This window comes from Borrelia crocidurae, assembly GCF_000825665.2.
Taxonomy (GTDB): Bacteria; Spirochaetota; Spirochaetia; order Borreliales; family Borreliaceae; genus Borrelia; species Borrelia duttonii.
Window position 1 is genome coordinate 303,649 of record NZ_LN609267.1, and the last position, 19,563, is coordinate 323,211.

A 19,563-nucleotide genomic window follows, 5' to 3' on the forward strand; every position below is an offset into this window, starting at 1 on the left:
TCATAATATTTATTATACTCTCTTTTAAGCTCCTCAAGCTTTTTTATCTCTTCTTTTTGTTTTAAAGAAATATAATCCAAATAATTTCCTTTCAAAAAAAGGTCTGCACTATTTAACTTACAAAGTCCTTTAATAATACCTTCCAAAAATTCTTCTATTTCTACAATCTTATTATTAACATTCATCAAATCATTCTCACTAAATTTTCTATTATAGGTTCTAATGGTTAATATTTTTTCAAATTTTTTTTTCTTTAAAATTAAATCATTCAAGCTAATATTTCTCTCATTTCATTATCCAAATTTTCAAAATCACATTCTTCTTGCATCCCTTGGGATAAAAAATCAATAATTTTTGGATATTTTGCAATAGCTAAATCAACTTCCTTATTAGAACCCTTCACATAAATCCCTGTTTTAATTAAATCCTCATAGCTTTTATAAATTGATAACAAATTCCTAATTTTAGATATCAATTTTTGTTTCTCAAAATTTACGATCCTATGAAGAGATCTTGAGGTTGAATTTAAAATATTTACCGAAGGGTAAATTCCTTTATCAGATAAATCTCTATCTAAGATAATGTGCCCATCCAAAACAGCCTTCATATTATCAGATATAGGTTCACTAAAATCATCACCCTCAACAAGCACAGTATAAAATCCTGTAATACTACCTTTTGCATTAAGTCCTGAACGCTCAAGCAAAATAGGAATTTCCACAAAAACAGACGGAGGATATCCTTTAGTAGCAGGGGGCTCTCCCATCGAAAGACTAATTTCTCTTTTAGCATTTGCAAATCTTGTAATTGAATCAAACAATAACATAACATCCATTCCACAATCTCTAAAATATTCAGCCACTAATGTTGCTGTATAAGCCCCCTTATATCTTGAAATAGGAGACTCATCAGAAGTTGACACAATTAAAACACTTCTATTAAAACATCCATTTCCAAGCTCATATTTAATAAATTCATTAAGTTCACGACCTCTCTCCCCAATAAATGCAATGACATTAACATCTGCTTTTGAATTCTTAGCAATCATACCAAGCAAAGTAGACTTGCCAACACCAGCACCTGAAAAAATACCTACACGTTGTCCCCGTGCCACTGGCAAAAATCCATCAAGAACTCTAACCCCAGTAACTATTTGCTCAGTAAAAACACCTCTATCTAAGGGATTAATACTGCTAAAACTTAATTCTTTATAATTATTACCAAAAAACGGACCTTTGTTATCAATAGGCCTCCCAAGCGAATCAATCACCCTTCCAAGTAATTCATCACTAAGATTAATTTGAGGTTTCTTATTTAAGGAATAAACTTTATCTCCAACCTCAACCCCATCAAATCCTTCATAAGCCATAAGACTCACACAAGATCCATTAAAACCTAAAACTTCCGCATATATTTTTTTTCCACAACTCTGCTCAATTAAACATAAATCACCAATACCACATTTTGGACCTAAACTTTCCAGCAAAAGTCCTTTAATTTTCTTTACCCTACCAATAAGAGATATAGTATGAATATCATCCAATATATTTGAATAACCTTCAAAAAAATTATCCATCAAAATTCCTCAATAGCTAGAATATAGAAGAAAAATTTTTAAATCTCTCCTCTATCCTATCAAGTTGAGATGAAATTCGTGCATCTATCTCACCAAAATCAGTCTCAATAATACATCCACCCTTTCCTATATTAATGTCCTCAACAATTTCAAGATTTTCTATAAAATCAAATTTAGAAATAAATTCATGTTTTTGATGACTTACAACATCTATATCATCGAGATTCACACGAATAATAATATTAGTTTTACTTTTTATTTTTTTTAAAGCCTCATTTACATTTTCTATAACAACACCTTTTTGAGAATCTATGATTTTTTTAACCACTTTAACTGCAATTTGCATTACAAGATTCATTATGTGTTCACCTGAGGACTCAAGAATTTCCTTTCTTTTTGAAATCAAAGAAGATATAATACCATTCAATTTCCCAAGTATTTTATCAAAATCTTCACGTCCCTTTTGAAATCCATCATCATATCCTTCATTTCTCCCTTTTTCAGTCTCAATTTCAAGTTCTCTCTTTAATTTTTCTTCATGTTCTTTAATTATCCTTTGAATTTCCAAATTAGATTCTCTCTCAATTGCTCCTTTTTTATTTTCAGCCTCTTTTTGTAAACTTTCAGCTTTCTCATTAGCCAAACTCACTATTTCCTTAGCCTGCTCCCTAGCTTTCTCAAGAATTTTAGAACATTCAGCATCCATTTCTGCCTTAATAAGTTCATGTTCATGTTCAAGTTCTTCTTGTAGTTTTGCCTTTTGACTCATTAAAGTTTCAAGCTCATTACGAAGCTTAACACTACGACTCTCGACATCAAAAATTTCATTTTCTTTTCTCTTAACTTCTAATGATTTAAAGAGAGGATTTGCAATTTCAACAAACTCTAACTTTACTGCATTTACAATTTCTTTTGATTTATATAAAACCTTAGGCAAATACAACTCCTTTATTAGATAAGCACATCTTCCTCACCACCTCTAGAAATTACTATTTCACCTTGCTCTTCTAATTTTCTAATAAGAGAGACAATTTTTTGTTGAGCTTCCTCAACATCTTTACGTCTAGTGGGACCCAAAAATTCCATATCTTCTTTAAGCATTCCAGCGGCTCTCTTAGACATATTCTTGAAAATTTTTTCTTGTACAGGAATATCAACTGATTTTAAAGCTTTTGCCAATTCCTGACCATCGATTTCCCTTAAAATACGTTGTATTGATCTGTCATCAAGAAGCACAATATCTTCAAATACAAACATTTTCTTCTTAATTTCTTCTGCAAGCTCAGGATCTTCTTCTTCAAGAGATTCAATAATAAATTTTTCTGTTTTACGATCAGCCATATTAATTATTTCAACAACATTATCAACACCACCAGCTGAAGTATAATCTTCTGAAGACAAAGAAGCCAATTTTTTTTCAAGAACTCTTTCAACCTCTCTTACAACTTCAGGAGAAGTTCGATCCATCAATGCTATTCTTCTGGCAACATTAGTTTGAATTTCAGTAGGAAGACTAGAAAGAATAAATGAGGCCTTTTGGGGATCAAGATATGACAGTATCAAAGCAATTGTTTGTGGATGTTCTTGTTGAATAAAGTTTAAAATATTAGCAGGATCTGCTCTTCTAACAAACTCAAAAGGTCTTGATTGCAAAGCAGAACCTAAATTATTAATAATATCCACTGCCTTTTGAGTACCAAGTGATTTCTCAAGAAGTTCTCTAGCATAATCTATACCACCCTTTTGAATAAATTCTTGGGCCATCATTAATTCTTTAAATTCCAAGAGAACACTATCTTTAAGCTCAGAAGTCACAACATCAAGTCTTGCTATTTCAAAAGTTAAAGACTCTATTTCTTCTTGAGAGAGATATTTAAATATTTTTGATGAAATATCAGAACCTACAGAAACTAATAAAATAGCAGCCTTTTGTTTTCCTGTTAAAGTAGAAACACCAAATATTTCTTTTTCTTTTTGATCTTCCATATAAACTATTATCCTTTATACATTCTTCACAATCCATGTCCTAATAAGCTTAGCAACATCTTCGGGTTTCTCTCTAGCTAAAATTTCAGCATTACTTTGAAGTTCATCCTCTTCTCTAAATCCACCAACAACATCATCAACCCCAATATCATCACCATCCATTAATGCCTGTTGACGTCTTAAATGTGCTTGTCTTGCAAATTCTTCTTCTCTAAGACGTCTTCTTCTCTCAAGTTCTCTAGAAATAATGAAAAACACTGTAAATATTAATATCAATAAAGCAATTATTATACTTACAACAAAAATAAGAAATTTAAATTTTTCACCTGCAAAATAATCTTCATCTATTTTTCTAAATTCACTTACTCTATCAAAGATAATATTTCTAACAGTAATTGAATCACCTCTTTCTGGTTTATACTCAAAAGAACTCTGCAAAACATCAGTTATACTTTTTAAAGTCTCATCAGAAATAGGCTTATACTCCCTTTTTCGCATCCCATTTTCCATAACGAAATTTCCAGACTCATCATAAACAAAATCCCAAATACCATCTATAAAAATTCCAAGCGAAATCCCAGAAACTCTAGCAGGTTCCTTTTCACTTAAAGATTTTTTTTCATTAAGAGCAACATTTTTTATTTCTTTAAACTCATTTGATTTTCCAATAATATCGCTCATATCTCGGTATTCAGGAGGAGTATTACCTTCCTGCCCAGGAGGACCCCATGGACTATAACCTTGTCCTTCATACTCTCTCTTATGTACTTGAGAAGAAATTAATGTAGAATCACTCACTTTTCTTGTATTATAAGAAACTTTTGGATCTTGAGGTTCAAGCTCAATAGGAGCATACTCTTTAGATTCTGTAGTTTGCTTTGAAGTATCTAATGTAACATTAACCCTTGCAATCATAAATCTATCACTAGACAAAACCTTACTTAAAGCAAAATCAATCTCATCACGAAGCATAGATTCATATTTTAATTTAAGTTTTCTTTCCTTCTCAGCTAAATCAATTCTATCAACACCATCTAAATTAGAAAAATCATTTAAAATGGTTCCTTTATTATCAACAATAACAATATTATCTGCTTCAAGACCTTCAACAGCATATTGAATTAACTTAACAAGACCTTCTACTTTTTGACGATTAGTTGCAATATCAGAACCAGGTTTAGGAGTAATTCTAACAGACGCTTTCACAGATTCTTGTGATTCTTTAAAAAGAGCTTTTTCTGGCATAACAAGATTAATACTAACAGCATCAACATCATCAAGAGCAACAATATGTTGCTCAACAGCTCTTGTAATTGACCTTCTAAGATTAATATTCCTCTCAAAATCAGTAATAGTCCATCTATCAATATCAAAAAGAGACCAAGGATCCATATGCATAGGAATAAGCTCTTCTCTTACAAGAATTGCTCTTATTCTCTTAGACATATTCTCATCACTTAAGTAAATTCTTCCATCAGCAGTAATAGTATACTTTGCATTCTCTCTATCCAATCTCTGCACTATTTTATCTAACAAGTACTGATCCTTAATCGAAATACCAAAAAGAGCAATACCTTGTTTTCTAGTAGAAAAACTCACCAAAAAAACAAGCGACAAAATTATAAATAAAGCAATAACCCCAAAAGCCACTTTTTGAACCATAGTGGCTTTTTTTAAATTTTTACTTATTGATGCAAAAAACTTAGTAATAAAATTGTTCAAACTGCATAGCTCCTTAACGAATATTGATTACATCTTGATAAGCCTTTATGCTTTTCTCAACAACAGCTTTTGTAATACTTAAATTCATATTAGCTTTAGCCATTGATATTACAACATCATGAACATCAACACTATCTGGATGCAAAATAGCTTGCTGTGATACTTTATACATATCCAACTGACTATTATTAACATTAGATATCAAATTTAAAAAAAGTTCTCTAAAGGTTCCTGCTTGTTTTTCACTCTTAACACTAAAATCAGAAAAACTTTTATCAAAATGCAAAGGATTTTTACGAATTAAATAAACATTACTATCTGTAAAAAAAGAATCTACTTTCATTTTCTACAAACCTCCTTAATTTTGAAGTATTGATAATGCACTCCTAAACATTGATTTACTACTATTAATTACAGAAGAATTTGCTTCATAAGCACGAGAAGCAGAAATCATATCTACCATTTCTTCAACCACATTTACATTAGGAAATTCTACATAACCTTTCAACTCTCCAGATTTTATTGCATCAGGATGAGTTGGATCATATTGTAGCTTTAAAGGAGACTTGTCTTTTTCAATACCAGAAACTCTGACGCCTTGTCCAACTCCATTATCAAGATAATCAGGAACAAAAGGCCCCTTCCAATATGGACTTACAACTCTAGGAGCAAAAATTATTCTCTCTCGTCTATAAGCTCCCCCATCAGCAGTCCTGGTAGTTTCCACATTTGCAATATTATTTGCAATAACATCGAGTCTTAATCTTTGAGCTGTCAAGCCCGTCGAAGCAGTATTAATACTTGAAAATAATCCCATATACAAATATTCCTTGAGGTTATAACTTATTTTATTACAATATTTACACTTTTAAAATGATGAGCTTGAATATTTGTAAATAATCCATACATCATTTGGTTCTGAACAAGACTTTTCATTTCAGAATCAATATCAACATTATTGCCATTATTATTCAATGTTGAGAGATGATCAAGCATTCTTTGAGGTTTAACATCTAAATATCCTAACTCTCTAAAACCATCTAAATGTTTATTATTACCTCTAATCAAAGACAAATTATTTGTCTTTTCATTCAAAATTGCTCTCTCAAGCTCAGCCTCAAAAGTAACCTTACTTCTCTTAAAATTCGGAGTATCCACATTTGCAATATTATCAGCCAGTACACTTTGTCTTAACCCAAGAACATCTAAATACCTATGTGTCAAATCTACTGATCTTTGAAAAATATCCAAACTAATATCCTCATACTACAAATTGTTTTTTACTATATTATATAATAATTTAAGTCTTTTTGTTCGTTAATTTTTATTTTTTCATCAACATAGTCCAAATTTATTTCAATTTTTTTCAACTTACTACCAGGTGCCTCAAAAAAAAGATCGGCAAGGATTTTTTCCATAACTCCATGCAATCTCCGTGCACCAAGATTTTCTCCCTCAAAATTCATATTAAATGTAAGTTCAGCAATCCTATCAATTGCCTCTTCAGTAAATGTTAAGGTTAAATTATAAACTTTAAACATCGCAATGTACTGTTTTATCAAAGAATTTTTAGTACACTTTAAAATATTTTTAAAATCATCTATACTCAAACTTGTAAGTTCAACTTTAATTGGAAACCTACCTTGAAGCTCTGGTATTAAATCAGATGGTTTAGATAAATTAAATGCACCAGCAGCAATGAACAAAATATGAGAAGTATCAACTATTCCATACCTAGTATTAACTTTAGATCCTTCAACAATTGGCAAAATATCTCTCTGCACACCTTCTCTAGATACATCATTTCCAGTTCTATTTTTAGTAACTATTTTATCTATCTCATCAATAAAAACAATACCCATATTTTCAACCCGTGATTTGGCAATATCTACAATATTTTCATAATCAACTAATTTTTCAAGCTCCTCAGATATAATTATCTCTCTAGCTTTTTTTATTTTTAACTCTCTTCTCTTTTTTCTATCAAAGATATTATTAATAAGACCCCCAATACTCATATCAATCTCTTCTAAATTACCACCTGAAAATATTTCTATAGTAGAAACAGGCATCTTACCCGAAACATAAACATCGATAAGATTCTCATCAAGCTCACCTTTTCTTAACTGTTTTCTAAACTTATCTCTCAATTTATCACGAACTCTCTTCTCTTCATCAGTAATATTATCATTCTCAGAATTCTCAGAATTTTTTAAAAGTTTATCAATGATTCTATCCTCAGCACGCTTACTTGCTTCTTCTTTAACAGAATCATACATCTCTTCTCTTACCATATTAACTGCAATACTCATTAGATCACGAATCATAGATTCAACATCACGCCCCACATAACCTACCTCAGTATATTTAGTAGCCTCAACTTTAATAAAAGGAGCCTTAATAAACTTTGAAAGTCTTCTTGCAATTTCAGTTTTCCCAACTCCAGTTGACCCAACCATAATAATATTTTTAGGCATAACATCGTCTCTTATTTCTTTAGGAAGTTTAGACCTTATATACCTATTAACAAGAGCAATTGAAACCAATTTCTTTGCTTCTGACTGTCCTATTATATACTTATCCAATTCTGCAACAATTTCTCTAGGTACTATACTTTGATCCTCAATCTTATTCATCAACCAATCTCCTCAAGCACAATATTTGAATTTGTATATATACAAACTCTTGCTGCTATCTTTAAAGCTTTAAAAGCAATATCAGCAGCACTTAATTTTTTATTTTCCATGTAAGCAAGAGCTGCTGAGTATGCATAATTTCCACCACTACCAATGGAAATTACATCCTCTTCAGGCTCAACAACATCTCCAGTACCTGAAATTAATAAAATATTATCAGAATCAGCAACAAGCATCATTGCCTCAAGTTTATGCAGTATTTTATCAGCTCTCCAATCTTTTGCAAGATCCACAGCGGCTCTCTTAATATCAATAATTCCATCTTCTCTAGACTTCACCTTTTCCTCAAATTTCTCAAAAAGAGTAATAGCATCAGAAGTCGAACCTGCAAATCCTGCCAAAATCTTTCCATTAACCAACTTTCTTATTTTTACAGCATTAGATTTTAAAACAGTATATCCAAAAGTCACCTGCCCATCTGCTGCTACTACAGTCTTTCCTGCCCTTCTTATTGCAATAACTGTGGTTCCTTTAAAATTCACGATGTCCCCTCCCTATTTAGATATTTCATTCAATAACTCACTAATAAGCATACTAGATATATCTCCACCTATACAACAACTATCCATATCATCAACAATTTCAAGCTTATTATACTCAACATTTAAAACCTTATAAAGATCTGGTACTGATTTTATTTCTAAGGCTCCAGAATCATATAAATCCCTAGAACCATCACCAGAATAATTAACATCATAAACATAAACATCAAGACCAATATCAAGTCCAAGTTCAGCAGTAATTAAAGCACCTGACTTTTTTGGTGCACAAGTAACAAAAACAGCATTTGCAAGACCAGCCACTATCCTATTTCTTTTTGCAAAAAAATAATTTTGTATCTTCTCATAAGGCAAAGTCTCAGTAAGAATACCTCCACCATTTTCTAAAAGACGAGCAACATATTTTCTATTTTGCTTTGGATAAATATTATCAATATCTGTCGCAATAACTGCATATGTCCTCTTTTTTTCAATAAGTGCACCAATATGAGCCGCAATATCAGCACCTACTGCAAATCCAGATATTATCTCGATATTATTCCTAGCAAGATGAGATGACAACTCTTTAATTTTATTTGCCAAAAAAGTACCAATCTGTCTTGACCCAACAACAGCCCAAGATACAGAATTAGAATCTGGAAGATTCCCTTTATAATAAATGACAAATGGAGGATCATAGATTCTCTCTAATTTGAAAGGATAATCTTTAGACCCAAGAACTACAACCTTTGTACCCGTCTTATTAATAATTTTTTGTTGCAACTCTATTAATTTTAGGTCTGGAAGCTTATGGACTTTTTTAAAATCTCTAGATAAATAACTAGAAATATCGCTTAAACTTAATTTACAAAGCTCATTAAAATCAAAATTATTAAAAATCCTAAGCTTTTCTTTGCTCTTTAAAAATTTTAAATTATCAACATAAAGTAATTTGCACATAAAAACTACTTAAAATCATTTATTATTTTACTAACTCCCTCTATCTGTTCTTGAGTTGAAGCCTTACTTTTTGCTTTATTATAAAATAATAAAGCATTATTAAAATCACCAAGAGAATAATAATTTGCACCTCTTAACATCAAAAACTCAAAATAATTTTCTCCCATAAATTCAAGTTTATTTAAATAACCTTTAGCTTCTAATTGCTTATCAAGATCATAAACATACATAGTAGAGAGAGCAAAAATTGCTTCCTTAAAATCATCTTTAAGAGATATCGATTTTAAAAAAGAATTTTCAGCAAGAGTAAAATACTCCTCTATCTTGTCTTGAGTTTGCATTCCCTTAGCTAAATTATAAGAAGAAACACCTATATAAAAATGAGACAAATGATTATCGGGTCCATACTCTAAATTCTTATTTAAATATTCAATAGCAGGCAAATATTGACCAAGCTTAATAAGCTCAAGACCAATTAAGATAAAAAATCTGGCCTTCTTATCAATAGAATTTATTATTTTTAAAACATTTTTCTCTTCCCTATCAATAAATTCTTTATAAACTTCTATTTTTTCTAATGAACCACCACCAGATAATTCCACTTCTCTTATTCTAAGTCCAAGATTTGATTTTTCTTTAGCTCCATCACCACAAGAAACCCATAGTAACAAAAATACCGATACACATCTCTTCATTCAATTGTCGCCATTTTTCTTATTTAAATTTCTAAGAAATGTGGGAACATCAATATCATCTTCAAAATAATTCACATTTTTTGATTTTGCTATAAAATTATCATTAGCCCCATAAGTCACCCCAGAAGCATCTTGACTACCTGACATTAAACTATCAAATTCTTTTGAACTTAAAGTATTATTCTCAACAACTCCAGATAGGTCTTTTTGTTTTTTAGCAGAAAATCCAGTAGCAACAACTGTAACATAAATCTCATCATCCAGATTTGAATTAATTGCATGTCCATATATTACAGTAGCCTCATCATCAACACTAGCAGTAATAATTCCCATAATCTCTTCAAGTTCAAGCAATGAAAAATCTTCACCCCCAGTTATATTAACAAGAAGACCCTTAGAACCTTCTATTCTAACTTCCTCAAGTAAAGGATTACTAATAGCAGAAGTAGCAGCATCAACTGCCCTATTCTCACCCTTGCCATAACCAATACCCATTAAAGCATCGCCTTGCCCTTGCATAATACTCTTAACATCAGCAAAATCAATATTGACTTCTCCATGTTCAATAATAAGACCTGCAATTCCCTGTACACCCATTCTAAGTACATCATCAGCTCTCTTAAATGCATCCTTAATCGTAGTTCGTTTATCAACAACTGTTAAAAGCTTTTGATTTGGAATAATGATCAAAGTATCAACAGATTTTCTTAAATTATTTATTCCTTGCTCAGCAAGTCGCATCTTTTTAGGTCCCTCAAATTTAAAAGGCTTAGTAACAACTCCAACTGTCAAAATCCCAAGTTCCTTAGCAACTTGAGCAATAACAGGAGCAGCACCTGTTCCTGTTCCTCCTCCCATTCCAGCAGTAATAAATACCATATCAGCACCTGCTAAATGATTTTTAATAACATCAATGTCTTCTTCTGCTGCAGCCTGTCCAATTTCTGGTCTACCACCAGCCCCAAGACCTGCTGTAACCTTAGCACCAAGAGCAATCTTGATGGGAGCAATAGACGTTTGAAGAGCCTGAAGATCAGTATTTGCTACAATAAATTCAACATCTCTTACTCCATATTCAATCATACGATTGACAGCATTACTACCACCACCGCCTGCACCAATTACTTTAAGAACCGTAGGATTTGTAGCAGAATCAAACCTTTTTGAATGACTATCAATAATATTATAATCTTTCATTTAAATGCCTCCATGACCAATCAAAACCACTCCTTCAAAAACCAACCTTTCAATTTTGAAGATATTTTACCTTGTCTTTTAGATTTATTATTTCCTTTTTTCAACTTATTAAATTTTTGTTGCTCATGTTTATACAAAACAAGACCAAGAGCTGAAGAAAATTTAGGATCAATATACTCTTCCCCAACCCCATTAATATTCATTGGAAACCCTATTCTTGATGGATACTTAAATATTTCTTCTGTCAAATTAGAAATACCAGGAAACAAAACTCCCCCTCCAGTCAAAACAATCCCTCCATTAATCTTATTATAAAGTCCCCTCTTAACTATTTCGGCTTTTATCATCTCAAAGATTTCACTTAATCTCGAACTAATAATTATAGCCAACTCTTTTCTACTCTTTTCCTGAGGTGGTCTAGTTCCAAGATTAGGTATAATGACACTTTCCATTTGAGTCTCAAGAGCAGAAATATGGGCAACTCCAGCTGTTATTTTAATATTCTCAGCAACATCTTCGGGAACTTTCCAAACTTGTGCAATATCAAGAGTCACTCTATTTGCACCTATAGGAATTACTCCTGTATAATAAGGAGAACCATCAACATAAAGAATGATATCGGTTGTACCTTTTCCCATATCAATAAACAAAACTCCCATTTCACGCTCCTCTTTAGATAAGGTAGCATAAGATGAAGCCAAACTTCCAAGAACAACCTCATCAACAGAAAATCCTGCTCTATTTACACATCTAACTAAATTCTGACTTGAAGAACTAGATCCTGTAATAATATGTACTTCACCTTCAAGACGAATTCCCATCATATCTATTGGATTTTTTATATGAGGGATTCCATCCACAATAAACTCTTGAGGAATTACATGTAAAATTTCTCTATCCATTGGAATTACAATTGCCTTAGCAGCCTCAATAACACGTTCAACATCTTCATCGCCAATTTCCCTGGTCTTTGAATTTATTGCTACAACTCCACGAGAATTAGTACCCTCAATGCTACTACCTGACATAGAAACAGAAAGAGTAGCAATATCACACCCAGAAATAAGCTCAGCAGCCTCAATAGAATTCGATATCGAATCAAGAGCTGCCTCAATATTTATAAGGACCCCTTTTCTAACACCCCTTGAAATGCTAGTGCCTATTCCAACTATCTCCAATTGATTGTTCAAATTTACCTCAGCTACAACAGTACAAATTTTTGAAGTTCCAACATCCAATCCTACTATCAAATCCCTAGACACTAATTCTCTCCTAACAAAATGATATCACCACTTCTTAAATCAACAATATCAAATCTTTCCTTAAGTAAATTAGATATCATGAATACCTTATGCATCACACTTATTAAATCCATATCCATTCTTATCACACATACGAGCCCATGAGAAGCAGAGGAAGCACGAAGGACGTCTGATGAGGGAAAAAAAAAAAAAAAAAAAAGAATACACGTGTAGGACAAAGAATACAACCGTACACAAAACTGATAACATAGTTAAGGTTCTTTATAATAGTTAACATCCCATCCTCTAAAAAATCACCAACTTCACTGCCAGTTAAATTCAATCCGCTAATTATAGGCAAATCATAAATCAAATCTTTAGATTTCTCTAAAATAACACCATCTGAAGCAATAAAATAATAGACAAAACTACCATTAATATTCTCATAAGCAGTAGCCACAGGAACTCTTCTCTCAATATTGATGCTAATCATATTAGGAAATTTAAGTTTTATCTTCACATTCTTTACTCTTAAATCCTTCATAATATTCTTCTCATAAATACTGATATCAGCATTATAATAATAAGTATTAGGCTTAATTCCTGAAATACTTAATATATCTTCCTTAGAAATATGAATGTCATCATTGAAACTAATGTACCTAATTAAAAAATAAGGAGAAATAAAAATAATAAAAATAATTTCAAGTAATATAAAAGATATTATTACATAAATATAAATAATTAAAATTTTTCTATAAATCCCCATAAACCTAAAACTAAATCACAATTACTCTAAACTATGTACCCTCAATATCTCTTGAGACATTTGAAATAAGACCAGAGAGTGCCATCGTAACAACAATAGAAGAACCACCTGATGAAAAAAATGGCAAATTTATACCTGTAGGGGGCAAAAGTCCAATTGCAATTAAAATATTCATGATACTTTGAAGAAAGATTGCAAGACTTGAAATAAACGCAAGAAAAAATTTAAACTTGGTTTTAGCATGAATGGCAACAAAATATCCAAAATAAAAAAATAAAAAAAACAATACAATAGCAAAACAAATTCCAAAAAACCCTAATTCTTCTCCAAGTACAGAAAAAATAAAATCAGAATTAGCCTCAGGAAGTCTTCCAAGCTTCATCTCACCCATTCCAAGCCCCTTACCTAAAAGACCACCACTCTTTAAAGCATTAAGTGACGATATTATTTGATATCCCTTTCCCAAAGGATCATCATAAGGATTTAAAAATGCAAAAATTCTTGCAACCCTATAAGGTTCAAATAATAAAAACAGCATAGCAATTGGAATAAAAGTAAATAAAATAGCAAAAATGTATCCTAATGACATTCCAGCAATAAACAAAACAATAAAAAAAAGAATAGCAAAATAAATAGCTGTTGAATAATCATTTTGTAAAATTATAAGCAACCAAAAAATACCAAAAATTAACATAGGTTTAAGCCAATAAGAAATATAATTATTTGCTTTTAATTTAAACTTACTCAAATAATTTGCAAGATAAATTGTAAAAGAAACCTTAAAGATTTCTGATGGCTGAATACTGATACCTTTAAAAAATATCCATCTTTGTGCCCCAGAAACACTAGGAGAAAAAAAAGTCGCTAAAACTAATGCAAAAGTTATAAACAATATAACAAAAACAGTTTTTTTTAAAAAATCTAAAGAAATATTATCAAAAATAAAAAACACAATAAAACTTAAAACAAGATACTTAAGACGCATTAAAAATAAAAAATTAGGATCCCCTGTAAGTTCTAAACTTAAAAAAAATGAAGATGTATAAAATACAATAAGACCATAAGAAATAAGTGAAAATAAAACAAGAAAATAACATTTTCTAAGAGAGGTTTTCTCTACAAACATAACTCCCAATCTAAATTTCTTATCTAATCTTAATAGTACTTAAAGCAAGTATAGCAAATATTAAACCTATGATCCAAAATCTAATAACAACCTGCATTTCAGACCACCCAAGCTCCTCAAAATGATGATGAAGTGGCGCCATTTTAAATACCCTTTTTTTGGTTTTCTTATAAACCACAACTTGAATAATTACAGATAAAGTTTCTACAACAAAAACTCCTGCAAGGATTGCAAAAAGAATTTCACTCTTTAAAATCAAAGCTACCATTCCAAGTACTGCACCTATTGAAAGACTACCAGTATCACCCATCATTATTTTAGCAGGATATGCATTAAACCACAAAAATCCAAAACTACCACCAAGCAAAGCCCCAAGAAATATTACAAGTTCTTCACAACCTTTAACATTTGGAATATTTAAATACAATGCAAAATCAACTCTACTTGTAAGATATGCAATTATTATTAAAGCACCTGTTACAACAATACTAAGTCCAATAGCAAGTCCATCAAGCCCATCTGTTAAATTAAAAGAATTAGATGCAGATATCAGAACAAACATCCCAAATGGAATATATAAAATTCCCAAATCTAATTTGAGAGATTTGAAAAATGGAAAATAAATTATACTAACATGTTCTCCACCAAAATAGTAAAGCATAGCAACTGAAATAAAAGAAAATAATATTTGCCCATAAATCTTAAATTTAGGATTAAGTCCATCCGAATTTTTCCTTTTTATTTTAAGCAAATCATCTGTAAATCCCAAACATGCAAAACTAACCATAACAAACAGTACAATTAAAAAATAAATATTAAAAAAATGAATCCAAAAAAATAAAGAAACTAAAAAAAAAAAAATAATAGTAAGAACACCACCCATAGTAGGAATTCCCATTTTTTCACTTAAATGGCGTTTTGGTCCATCCTTTCTTAAAATTTGATCCAATTTTAATTTTTTAAGCCTTGAGATAATAAATGGACCAAAAATTAAAGCAAGCAAAAATGCAAAAATAGTAGCATAAGCGGTTCTAAAAGTAATATATTTCAATAATCTAAGTCCTAAAAAACAAAACATAAATCCTCTCTTCCACCATTAATTCAAAGATAGTCAAGCACTCTCTCAAGTCTATTTGTCCTTGACCCTTTAATCGCAATAAAACACCCTGATTCTAAAGCATTTACAAAACAATCAATAAAACTCTCAAAATTATTAAAATAAAACAAACAACTATTTGAGGATAGACTATCAACTCTCTTAACTGCTTGAAATTCTTCACCAATTAAAAAAACTTTATCAAAATTCATTAAAATAACTTCTTCTACAGCTGTTTTATGAACCTCATATGCAAATTTTCCAAGTTCTTTAAAAGACCCAAGAACAATGATTTTTCTATCTTTAATCTCAAGATCTAAAATCATTTCTTTTAAAGCCATAAATGAGCTTAAATTACCATTATAAGAATCATTTAAAACCAAATAATCTTTTATTCTTACAAGTTCTGCTCTACCCTTTTGAAAATCAGCATGTAACAAACCATTACGAATTTCATTTTCACTTAGTCCAAGGAATAAAGCTAAATTAATACAAGATATTGCATTGCAAATATTATGTTTCCCGGGTAACAAAATGGAATAATCACATCCTTTATAAGTAAAATCATAAGAAAATTTATCATTTACAAATGAAAATGATCTAATTTGAAGATTATGAAACTCAAAATAAAAGATATTGATATTTGAGTTGACAGATTTGGCTATTTCTTCTAGATATACATGCTGAGGACAACTTTCATTTAAAATTAACATTTTGGTATCTTTTGTAATAATTTTACTCTTCTCATAAGCAACAATTTTTAAATCCTCAAAAGCTTGCATATGAGCATAACTAACATTTGTTACAATAACAATTTCAGGATTTAATATCTCAGCAATGATATTCATCTCTCCAACATAACTAATTCCTACTTCAAAAACAGCATACTCTTCATCTCCTTTGGTTCTTAAAATACTCAAAGGCAATCCAATATCTGAATTTAAATTTCCCCAAGTTTTGCAAGTTTTATATCTCTCTGACAATATACTGTAAAGCATCTCTTTCGTTGTAGTCTTTCCATTACTACCTGTAATAGCTATTCTTTTAAAACGTGTTTTTTTAATAAAGTGAGCTGCTAAATTTTGAAGACAAGTTACAACATTAGTAGTTAGCAAAAAAATTAAATCCTTATCTTTATTTAAATATTCAATACACAAAAATTCTCGATCTTTAGAACATACAAAACATTTAACACCAATATCAATTAAATATTTAACAAAAAAAAATCCATCTACCCTATCACCTTTATAAGCAAAATAAAGACTAATTTCACTATTCTTTACATTTATCTCACGACTATCGAGTGAATAAAATGATACAATTTTTTGCACATTACTAACATCACCAATAAATTTAACATCCTTGAGAGAATTTAAAATATCTTTAATTTTTATATGCACCAAATATCCTCATAGATATTATCATTTAATAATATTAATATCTTTATTATCTTTTTTTTCTAAATTTAAATAATTTTGACTAAGATCTTCTATTCTATCAATACTTTGAAGCTCATATATTATGGTCAACAATCTAAGATTTTCATCAATAATATCATTTTGTTCATTATTTAATTCATCAAACTCACGTAACTTTACAACATATCTAAAATTAAAATAAATATTTAAACATACTATAATTGTTAATAGCAAAATTAATAAACAGTAAAAACTAATTTCAAATCTTTTAATCTTACTCATATAATTTTTTTACAGCCCTCAGCTTAGCACTTCTTGATGCATTATTGTACTGTTTTTCTTTAAAACTTGAGGTTATAGGTTTTTTAGTAAGTATGCAATACTGATCCTTAGTCAAACCTTTAAAAAACTCTTTTACAATTTTATCTTCCAACGAATGAAATGTAATAATGGCCAAAATTCCATTCTTTGACAAATTTGTTATCCATAATGGCAAACTTCTCTTTAAACGATTCAACTCATCATTAACATAAATTCTTAATGCTTGGAAAGTTTTTGTTGCTGGATTTATTTTAAATTTCACATTAGGATACGCTTTACAAATTATTCTCTGGAGTTCTCTTGAGGTTTGAATCTTATTAATTTTTCTATACTCTAAGATAGCCTTAACAATTCTCCTAGAATAATATTCACCGCCCAATTCATAAATCAAATTTTCAAGCATTTCTTTATCAAAAGTATTAACAATATCATAAGCACTAATACCCCCATCAGAAGGAAAAAGCCTCATATCTAATTTTTCATCTTCCAAAAAAGAAAATCCTCTACCACCAACTTTGTAATGAAACATAGAAATACCAAGATCAGCTAAAATAAAATTAAATCGACGATGTAAAGAATATTTACAAAAAAAATCATCAAACCAAGTATTAGAATAGGAAATTCTTTTACTAAATTCTACAAGAGATTCTTTTGCCCTATTCAAAACAACATCATCTCTTTCAATTCCAATCACATTAATATTTTGATATTTACTAAGTACAGCTTTTGAATGACCACCTTCTCCAAGAGTACAATCAACAAAAACAAATCCATCATCTAAATATATAGTTTCTACAAGATTAATAACATCCTTAAGAAGCACAGGAACATGAAAAATGTCACCCATTAAGTGTAAACCTGTAAGTTAAACTATTTTCGACATTATAAACATCCCCATATTTGATTTTAATCTCATTACTACCATTAGTAAATTCAAGATTATCTATCTTAATACTTCCATAATTTTTCTTTAAATCAAAAACATTTAAATTATAATTTTCATTTCCAGAAACAACGTATGAATTACCATTTAAATATATACTTTGAAAATCAATACGAAAAACACTGTTATTATTTAATAATACTTCAAAATAATAAATACCACTAAGAATTTTTGATTCCTTAGCAACATCTCTTTTTAAAAAATTTAAAACAAGAGTATAATTCCCTAACTCTAAATCTAGATCCACATTCTCTTTTAACGAAAATACAATATCATCTTTACTTTTTAAAAGTAAGAATAATCTAGACACAAAAAAAGAAGAAATAATATTTAAATTATTGTTATTTTTTATAACAAATAAAGGATTAATTATCTGTCTATTATACTGATCAACCACTACGATATCAAAATTTTTATTATCCATTAAAAAAACTTTATTATCCTTATAAACAAAATCACCAAAAAACTCCAAATTAAAATTTAAGTCTTTATCAAAAATGATTAAAACACTCTTATCATATTCATTTATCTTATTCTTGGAATATAAAACTTTATAATTATTTGAAAAAATGGAAAAATAAGTATCTAAAGCTCTCAATTTTATACCAATATTTAAAGTATCATTTTTAATCTCTCCAAAATCATCAATCAAATCAAAATTTGCATCAGAGAAGTAGTAATTAGTGAAAATGAATATAAATTTATTATACTAAATAAAAAAAGAAAAATAATTATCATTATTTAAAGTCCTAAGTATTTTAAATCACTCTTATCATTAAAATATAAAATCCCTTTATCAAATTCAACATACGACCTTACCTTATCTTTGAAAAAGATATTATCAAACAACCTATAAGAATTTACAGAATAAGTCCTTATATTGATTATACTACTATTTGAATCATAAAAATATATTCTATATGTATTTGATAAAGAATCATAACAAGCTTGCAAAACAGAATTTTCATCATTAATCCTAAAAGTTTTACCACTCTTAATATTAAGTATTAAAAAGGAATCTAAAGTCTTAATAAACAAATTATAAAATTTATCTATCTTAAAAAAAGGATTAAAATCTTTTATCTTTAAATCTTTTAAAGATAAAACCTGATTATATCCATTATCTAAATTAATTACCTCTAAAGAATAAAATTCATTCTGCCTTAAAATACACAAATATTTGTTATCTAAGCTTAATTTAACACATATAATGGGCAAACCAAGAGCTAATAAATCACCACTATAAATAAAATTTCCATGCTTATATACATAAACATTTCCATCAGATGTCCCTAAAACCAAAACACCATCATTATAATCAACACTTAATATTGAGGC

The 19,563-nt window shown here is 29.6% G+C and carries 19 protein-coding genes and 3 pseudogenes; all 22 read right to left on the reverse strand.

Annotation, left to right across the window (positions count from 1 at the left end):
- Nucleotides 1-272, reverse strand: a pseudogene (locus BN1173_RS01470) (flagellar protein FlbA); the annotation flags it as partial.
- Nucleotides 269-1,576 (reverse strand): FliI/YscN family ATPase, encoded by a 1,308-nt coding sequence (locus BN1173_RS01475; RefSeq protein WP_014696167.1) that lies wholly within the window; start codon nucleotides 1,574-1,576, stop codon nucleotides 269-271. The gene BN1173_RS01475 and the pseudogene BN1173_RS01470, both read right to left, overlap by 4 nt.
- A gap of 16 nt (nucleotides 1,577-1,592) precedes the next feature.
- The gene (gene fliH, locus BN1173_RS01480; protein ID WP_040236140.1) at nucleotides 1,593-2,513 is read right to left on the reverse strand and encodes a flagellar assembly protein FliH; all 921 of its coding nucleotides are present in this window, start codon (nucleotides 2,511-2,513) and stop codon (nucleotides 1,593-1,595) included.
- Nucleotides 2,514-2,527: 14 nt separating this feature from the next.
- A complete protein-coding gene (fliG, locus tag BN1173_RS01485) occupies nucleotides 2,528-3,562 on the reverse strand; it encodes a flagellar motor switch protein FliG (RefSeq protein WP_012538056.1) in 1,035 nt (344 codons plus the stop codon).
- A gap of 15 nt (nucleotides 3,563-3,577) precedes the next feature.
- Nucleotides 3,578-5,284, reverse strand: a complete 1,707-nt coding sequence (gene fliF, locus BN1173_RS01490; protein WP_014696169.1) for a flagellar basal-body MS-ring/collar protein FliF — start codon at nucleotides 5,282-5,284, stop codon at nucleotides 3,578-3,580.
- A gap of 13 nt (nucleotides 5,285-5,297) precedes the next feature.
- Complete coding sequence (gene fliE, locus BN1173_RS01495; RefSeq protein WP_012538058.1) at nucleotides 5,298-5,627, reverse strand: flagellar hook-basal body complex protein FliE; 330 nt, start codon at nucleotides 5,625-5,627, stop codon at nucleotides 5,298-5,300.
- A gap of 15 nt (nucleotides 5,628-5,642) precedes the next feature.
- Nucleotides 5,643-6,101 (reverse strand): flagellar basal body rod protein FlgC, encoded by a 459-nt coding sequence (flgC, locus tag BN1173_RS01500; RefSeq protein WP_014696170.1) that lies wholly within the window; start codon nucleotides 6,099-6,101, stop codon nucleotides 5,643-5,645.
- A gap of 26 nt (nucleotides 6,102-6,127) precedes the next feature.
- Nucleotides 6,128-6,535, reverse strand: a complete 408-nt coding sequence (flgB, locus tag BN1173_RS01505) for a flagellar basal body rod protein FlgB (RefSeq protein ID WP_014696171.1) — start codon at nucleotides 6,533-6,535, stop codon at nucleotides 6,128-6,130.
- A gap of 32 nt (nucleotides 6,536-6,567) precedes the next feature.
- Nucleotides 6,568-7,920 (reverse strand): ATP-dependent protease ATPase subunit HslU, encoded by a 1,353-nt coding sequence (gene hslU / locus BN1173_RS01510; protein ID WP_040236142.1) that lies wholly within the window; start codon nucleotides 7,918-7,920, stop codon nucleotides 6,568-6,570.
- On the reverse strand, nucleotides 7,920-8,462 hold the full coding sequence (gene hslV, locus BN1173_RS01515; RefSeq protein WP_012538802.1) for an ATP-dependent protease subunit HslV: 543 nt from the start codon (nucleotides 8,460-8,462) through the stop codon (nucleotides 7,920-7,922). The genes hslU and hslV overlap by 1 nt, the downstream gene beginning before the upstream one ends.
- Nucleotides 8,463-8,474: 12 nt before the next feature.
- Entirely contained in the window at nucleotides 8,475-9,419 is a 945-nt protein-coding gene (gene dprA / locus BN1173_RS01520; protein ID WP_040236144.1) for a DNA-processing protein DprA, read from the reverse strand.
- A gap of 5 nt (nucleotides 9,420-9,424) precedes the next feature.
- Nucleotides 9,425-10,114, reverse strand: a complete 690-nt coding sequence (locus BN1173_RS01525) for a tetratricopeptide repeat protein (protein WP_040236146.1) — start codon at nucleotides 10,112-10,114, stop codon at nucleotides 9,425-9,427.
- Entirely contained in the window at nucleotides 10,115-11,311 is a 1,197-nt protein-coding gene (gene ftsZ / locus BN1173_RS01530; protein WP_012538065.1) for a cell division protein FtsZ, read from the reverse strand.
- A 20-nt stretch (nucleotides 11,312-11,331) separates the two neighbouring features.
- Nucleotides 11,332-12,573, reverse strand: a complete 1,242-nt coding sequence (gene ftsA / locus BN1173_RS01535) for a cell division protein FtsA (protein ID WP_012538066.1) — start codon at nucleotides 12,571-12,573, stop codon at nucleotides 11,332-11,334.
- Nucleotides 12,573-13,321: pseudogene (locus BN1173_RS01545) on the reverse strand (cell division protein FtsQ/DivIB). The gene ftsA and the pseudogene BN1173_RS01545 overlap by 1 nt, the downstream one beginning before the upstream one ends.
- Nucleotides 13,322-13,352: 31 nt before the next feature.
- The gene (gene ftsW, locus BN1173_RS01550) at nucleotides 13,353-14,447 is read right to left on the reverse strand and encodes a putative lipid II flippase FtsW (RefSeq protein ID WP_040236149.1); all 1,095 of its coding nucleotides are present in this window, start codon (nucleotides 14,445-14,447) and stop codon (nucleotides 13,353-13,355) included.
- A gap of 19 nt (nucleotides 14,448-14,466) precedes the next feature.
- The gene (gene mraY, locus BN1173_RS01555) at nucleotides 14,467-15,525 is read right to left on the reverse strand and encodes a phospho-N-acetylmuramoyl-pentapeptide-transferase (RefSeq protein ID WP_040236150.1); all 1,059 of its coding nucleotides are present in this window, start codon (nucleotides 15,523-15,525) and stop codon (nucleotides 14,467-14,469) included.
- A gap of 23 nt (nucleotides 15,526-15,548) precedes the next feature.
- Nucleotides 15,549-16,943 carry a UDP-N-acetylmuramoyl-tripeptide--D-alanyl-D-alanine ligase gene (murF, locus tag BN1173_RS01560; RefSeq protein ID WP_040236153.1) on the reverse strand — a complete coding sequence of 465 codons (1,395 nt, stop codon included), beginning with the start codon at nucleotides 16,941-16,943 and terminating at the stop codon, nucleotides 15,549-15,551.
- Between the two features lie 21 nt (nucleotides 16,944-16,964).
- Complete coding sequence (locus BN1173_RS01565; RefSeq protein WP_040236156.1) at nucleotides 16,965-17,243, reverse strand: hypothetical protein; 279 nt, start codon at nucleotides 17,241-17,243, stop codon at nucleotides 16,965-16,967.
- A complete protein-coding gene (gene rsmH / locus BN1173_RS01570; RefSeq protein WP_040236159.1) occupies nucleotides 17,236-18,129 on the reverse strand; it encodes a 16S rRNA (cytosine(1402)-N(4))-methyltransferase RsmH in 894 nt (297 codons plus the stop codon). The genes BN1173_RS01565 and rsmH overlap by 8 nt, the downstream gene beginning before the upstream one ends.
- Entirely contained in the window at nucleotides 18,122-18,877 is a 756-nt protein-coding gene (locus tag BN1173_RS01575) for a hypothetical protein (RefSeq protein ID WP_246040026.1), read from the reverse strand. Before BN1173_RS01575 ends, rsmH begins: the two co-directional genes overlap by 8 nt.
- A gap of 89 nt (nucleotides 18,878-18,966) precedes the next feature.
- Nucleotides 18,967-19,563: pseudogene (locus BN1173_RS01580) on the reverse strand (hypothetical protein); the annotation flags it as partial.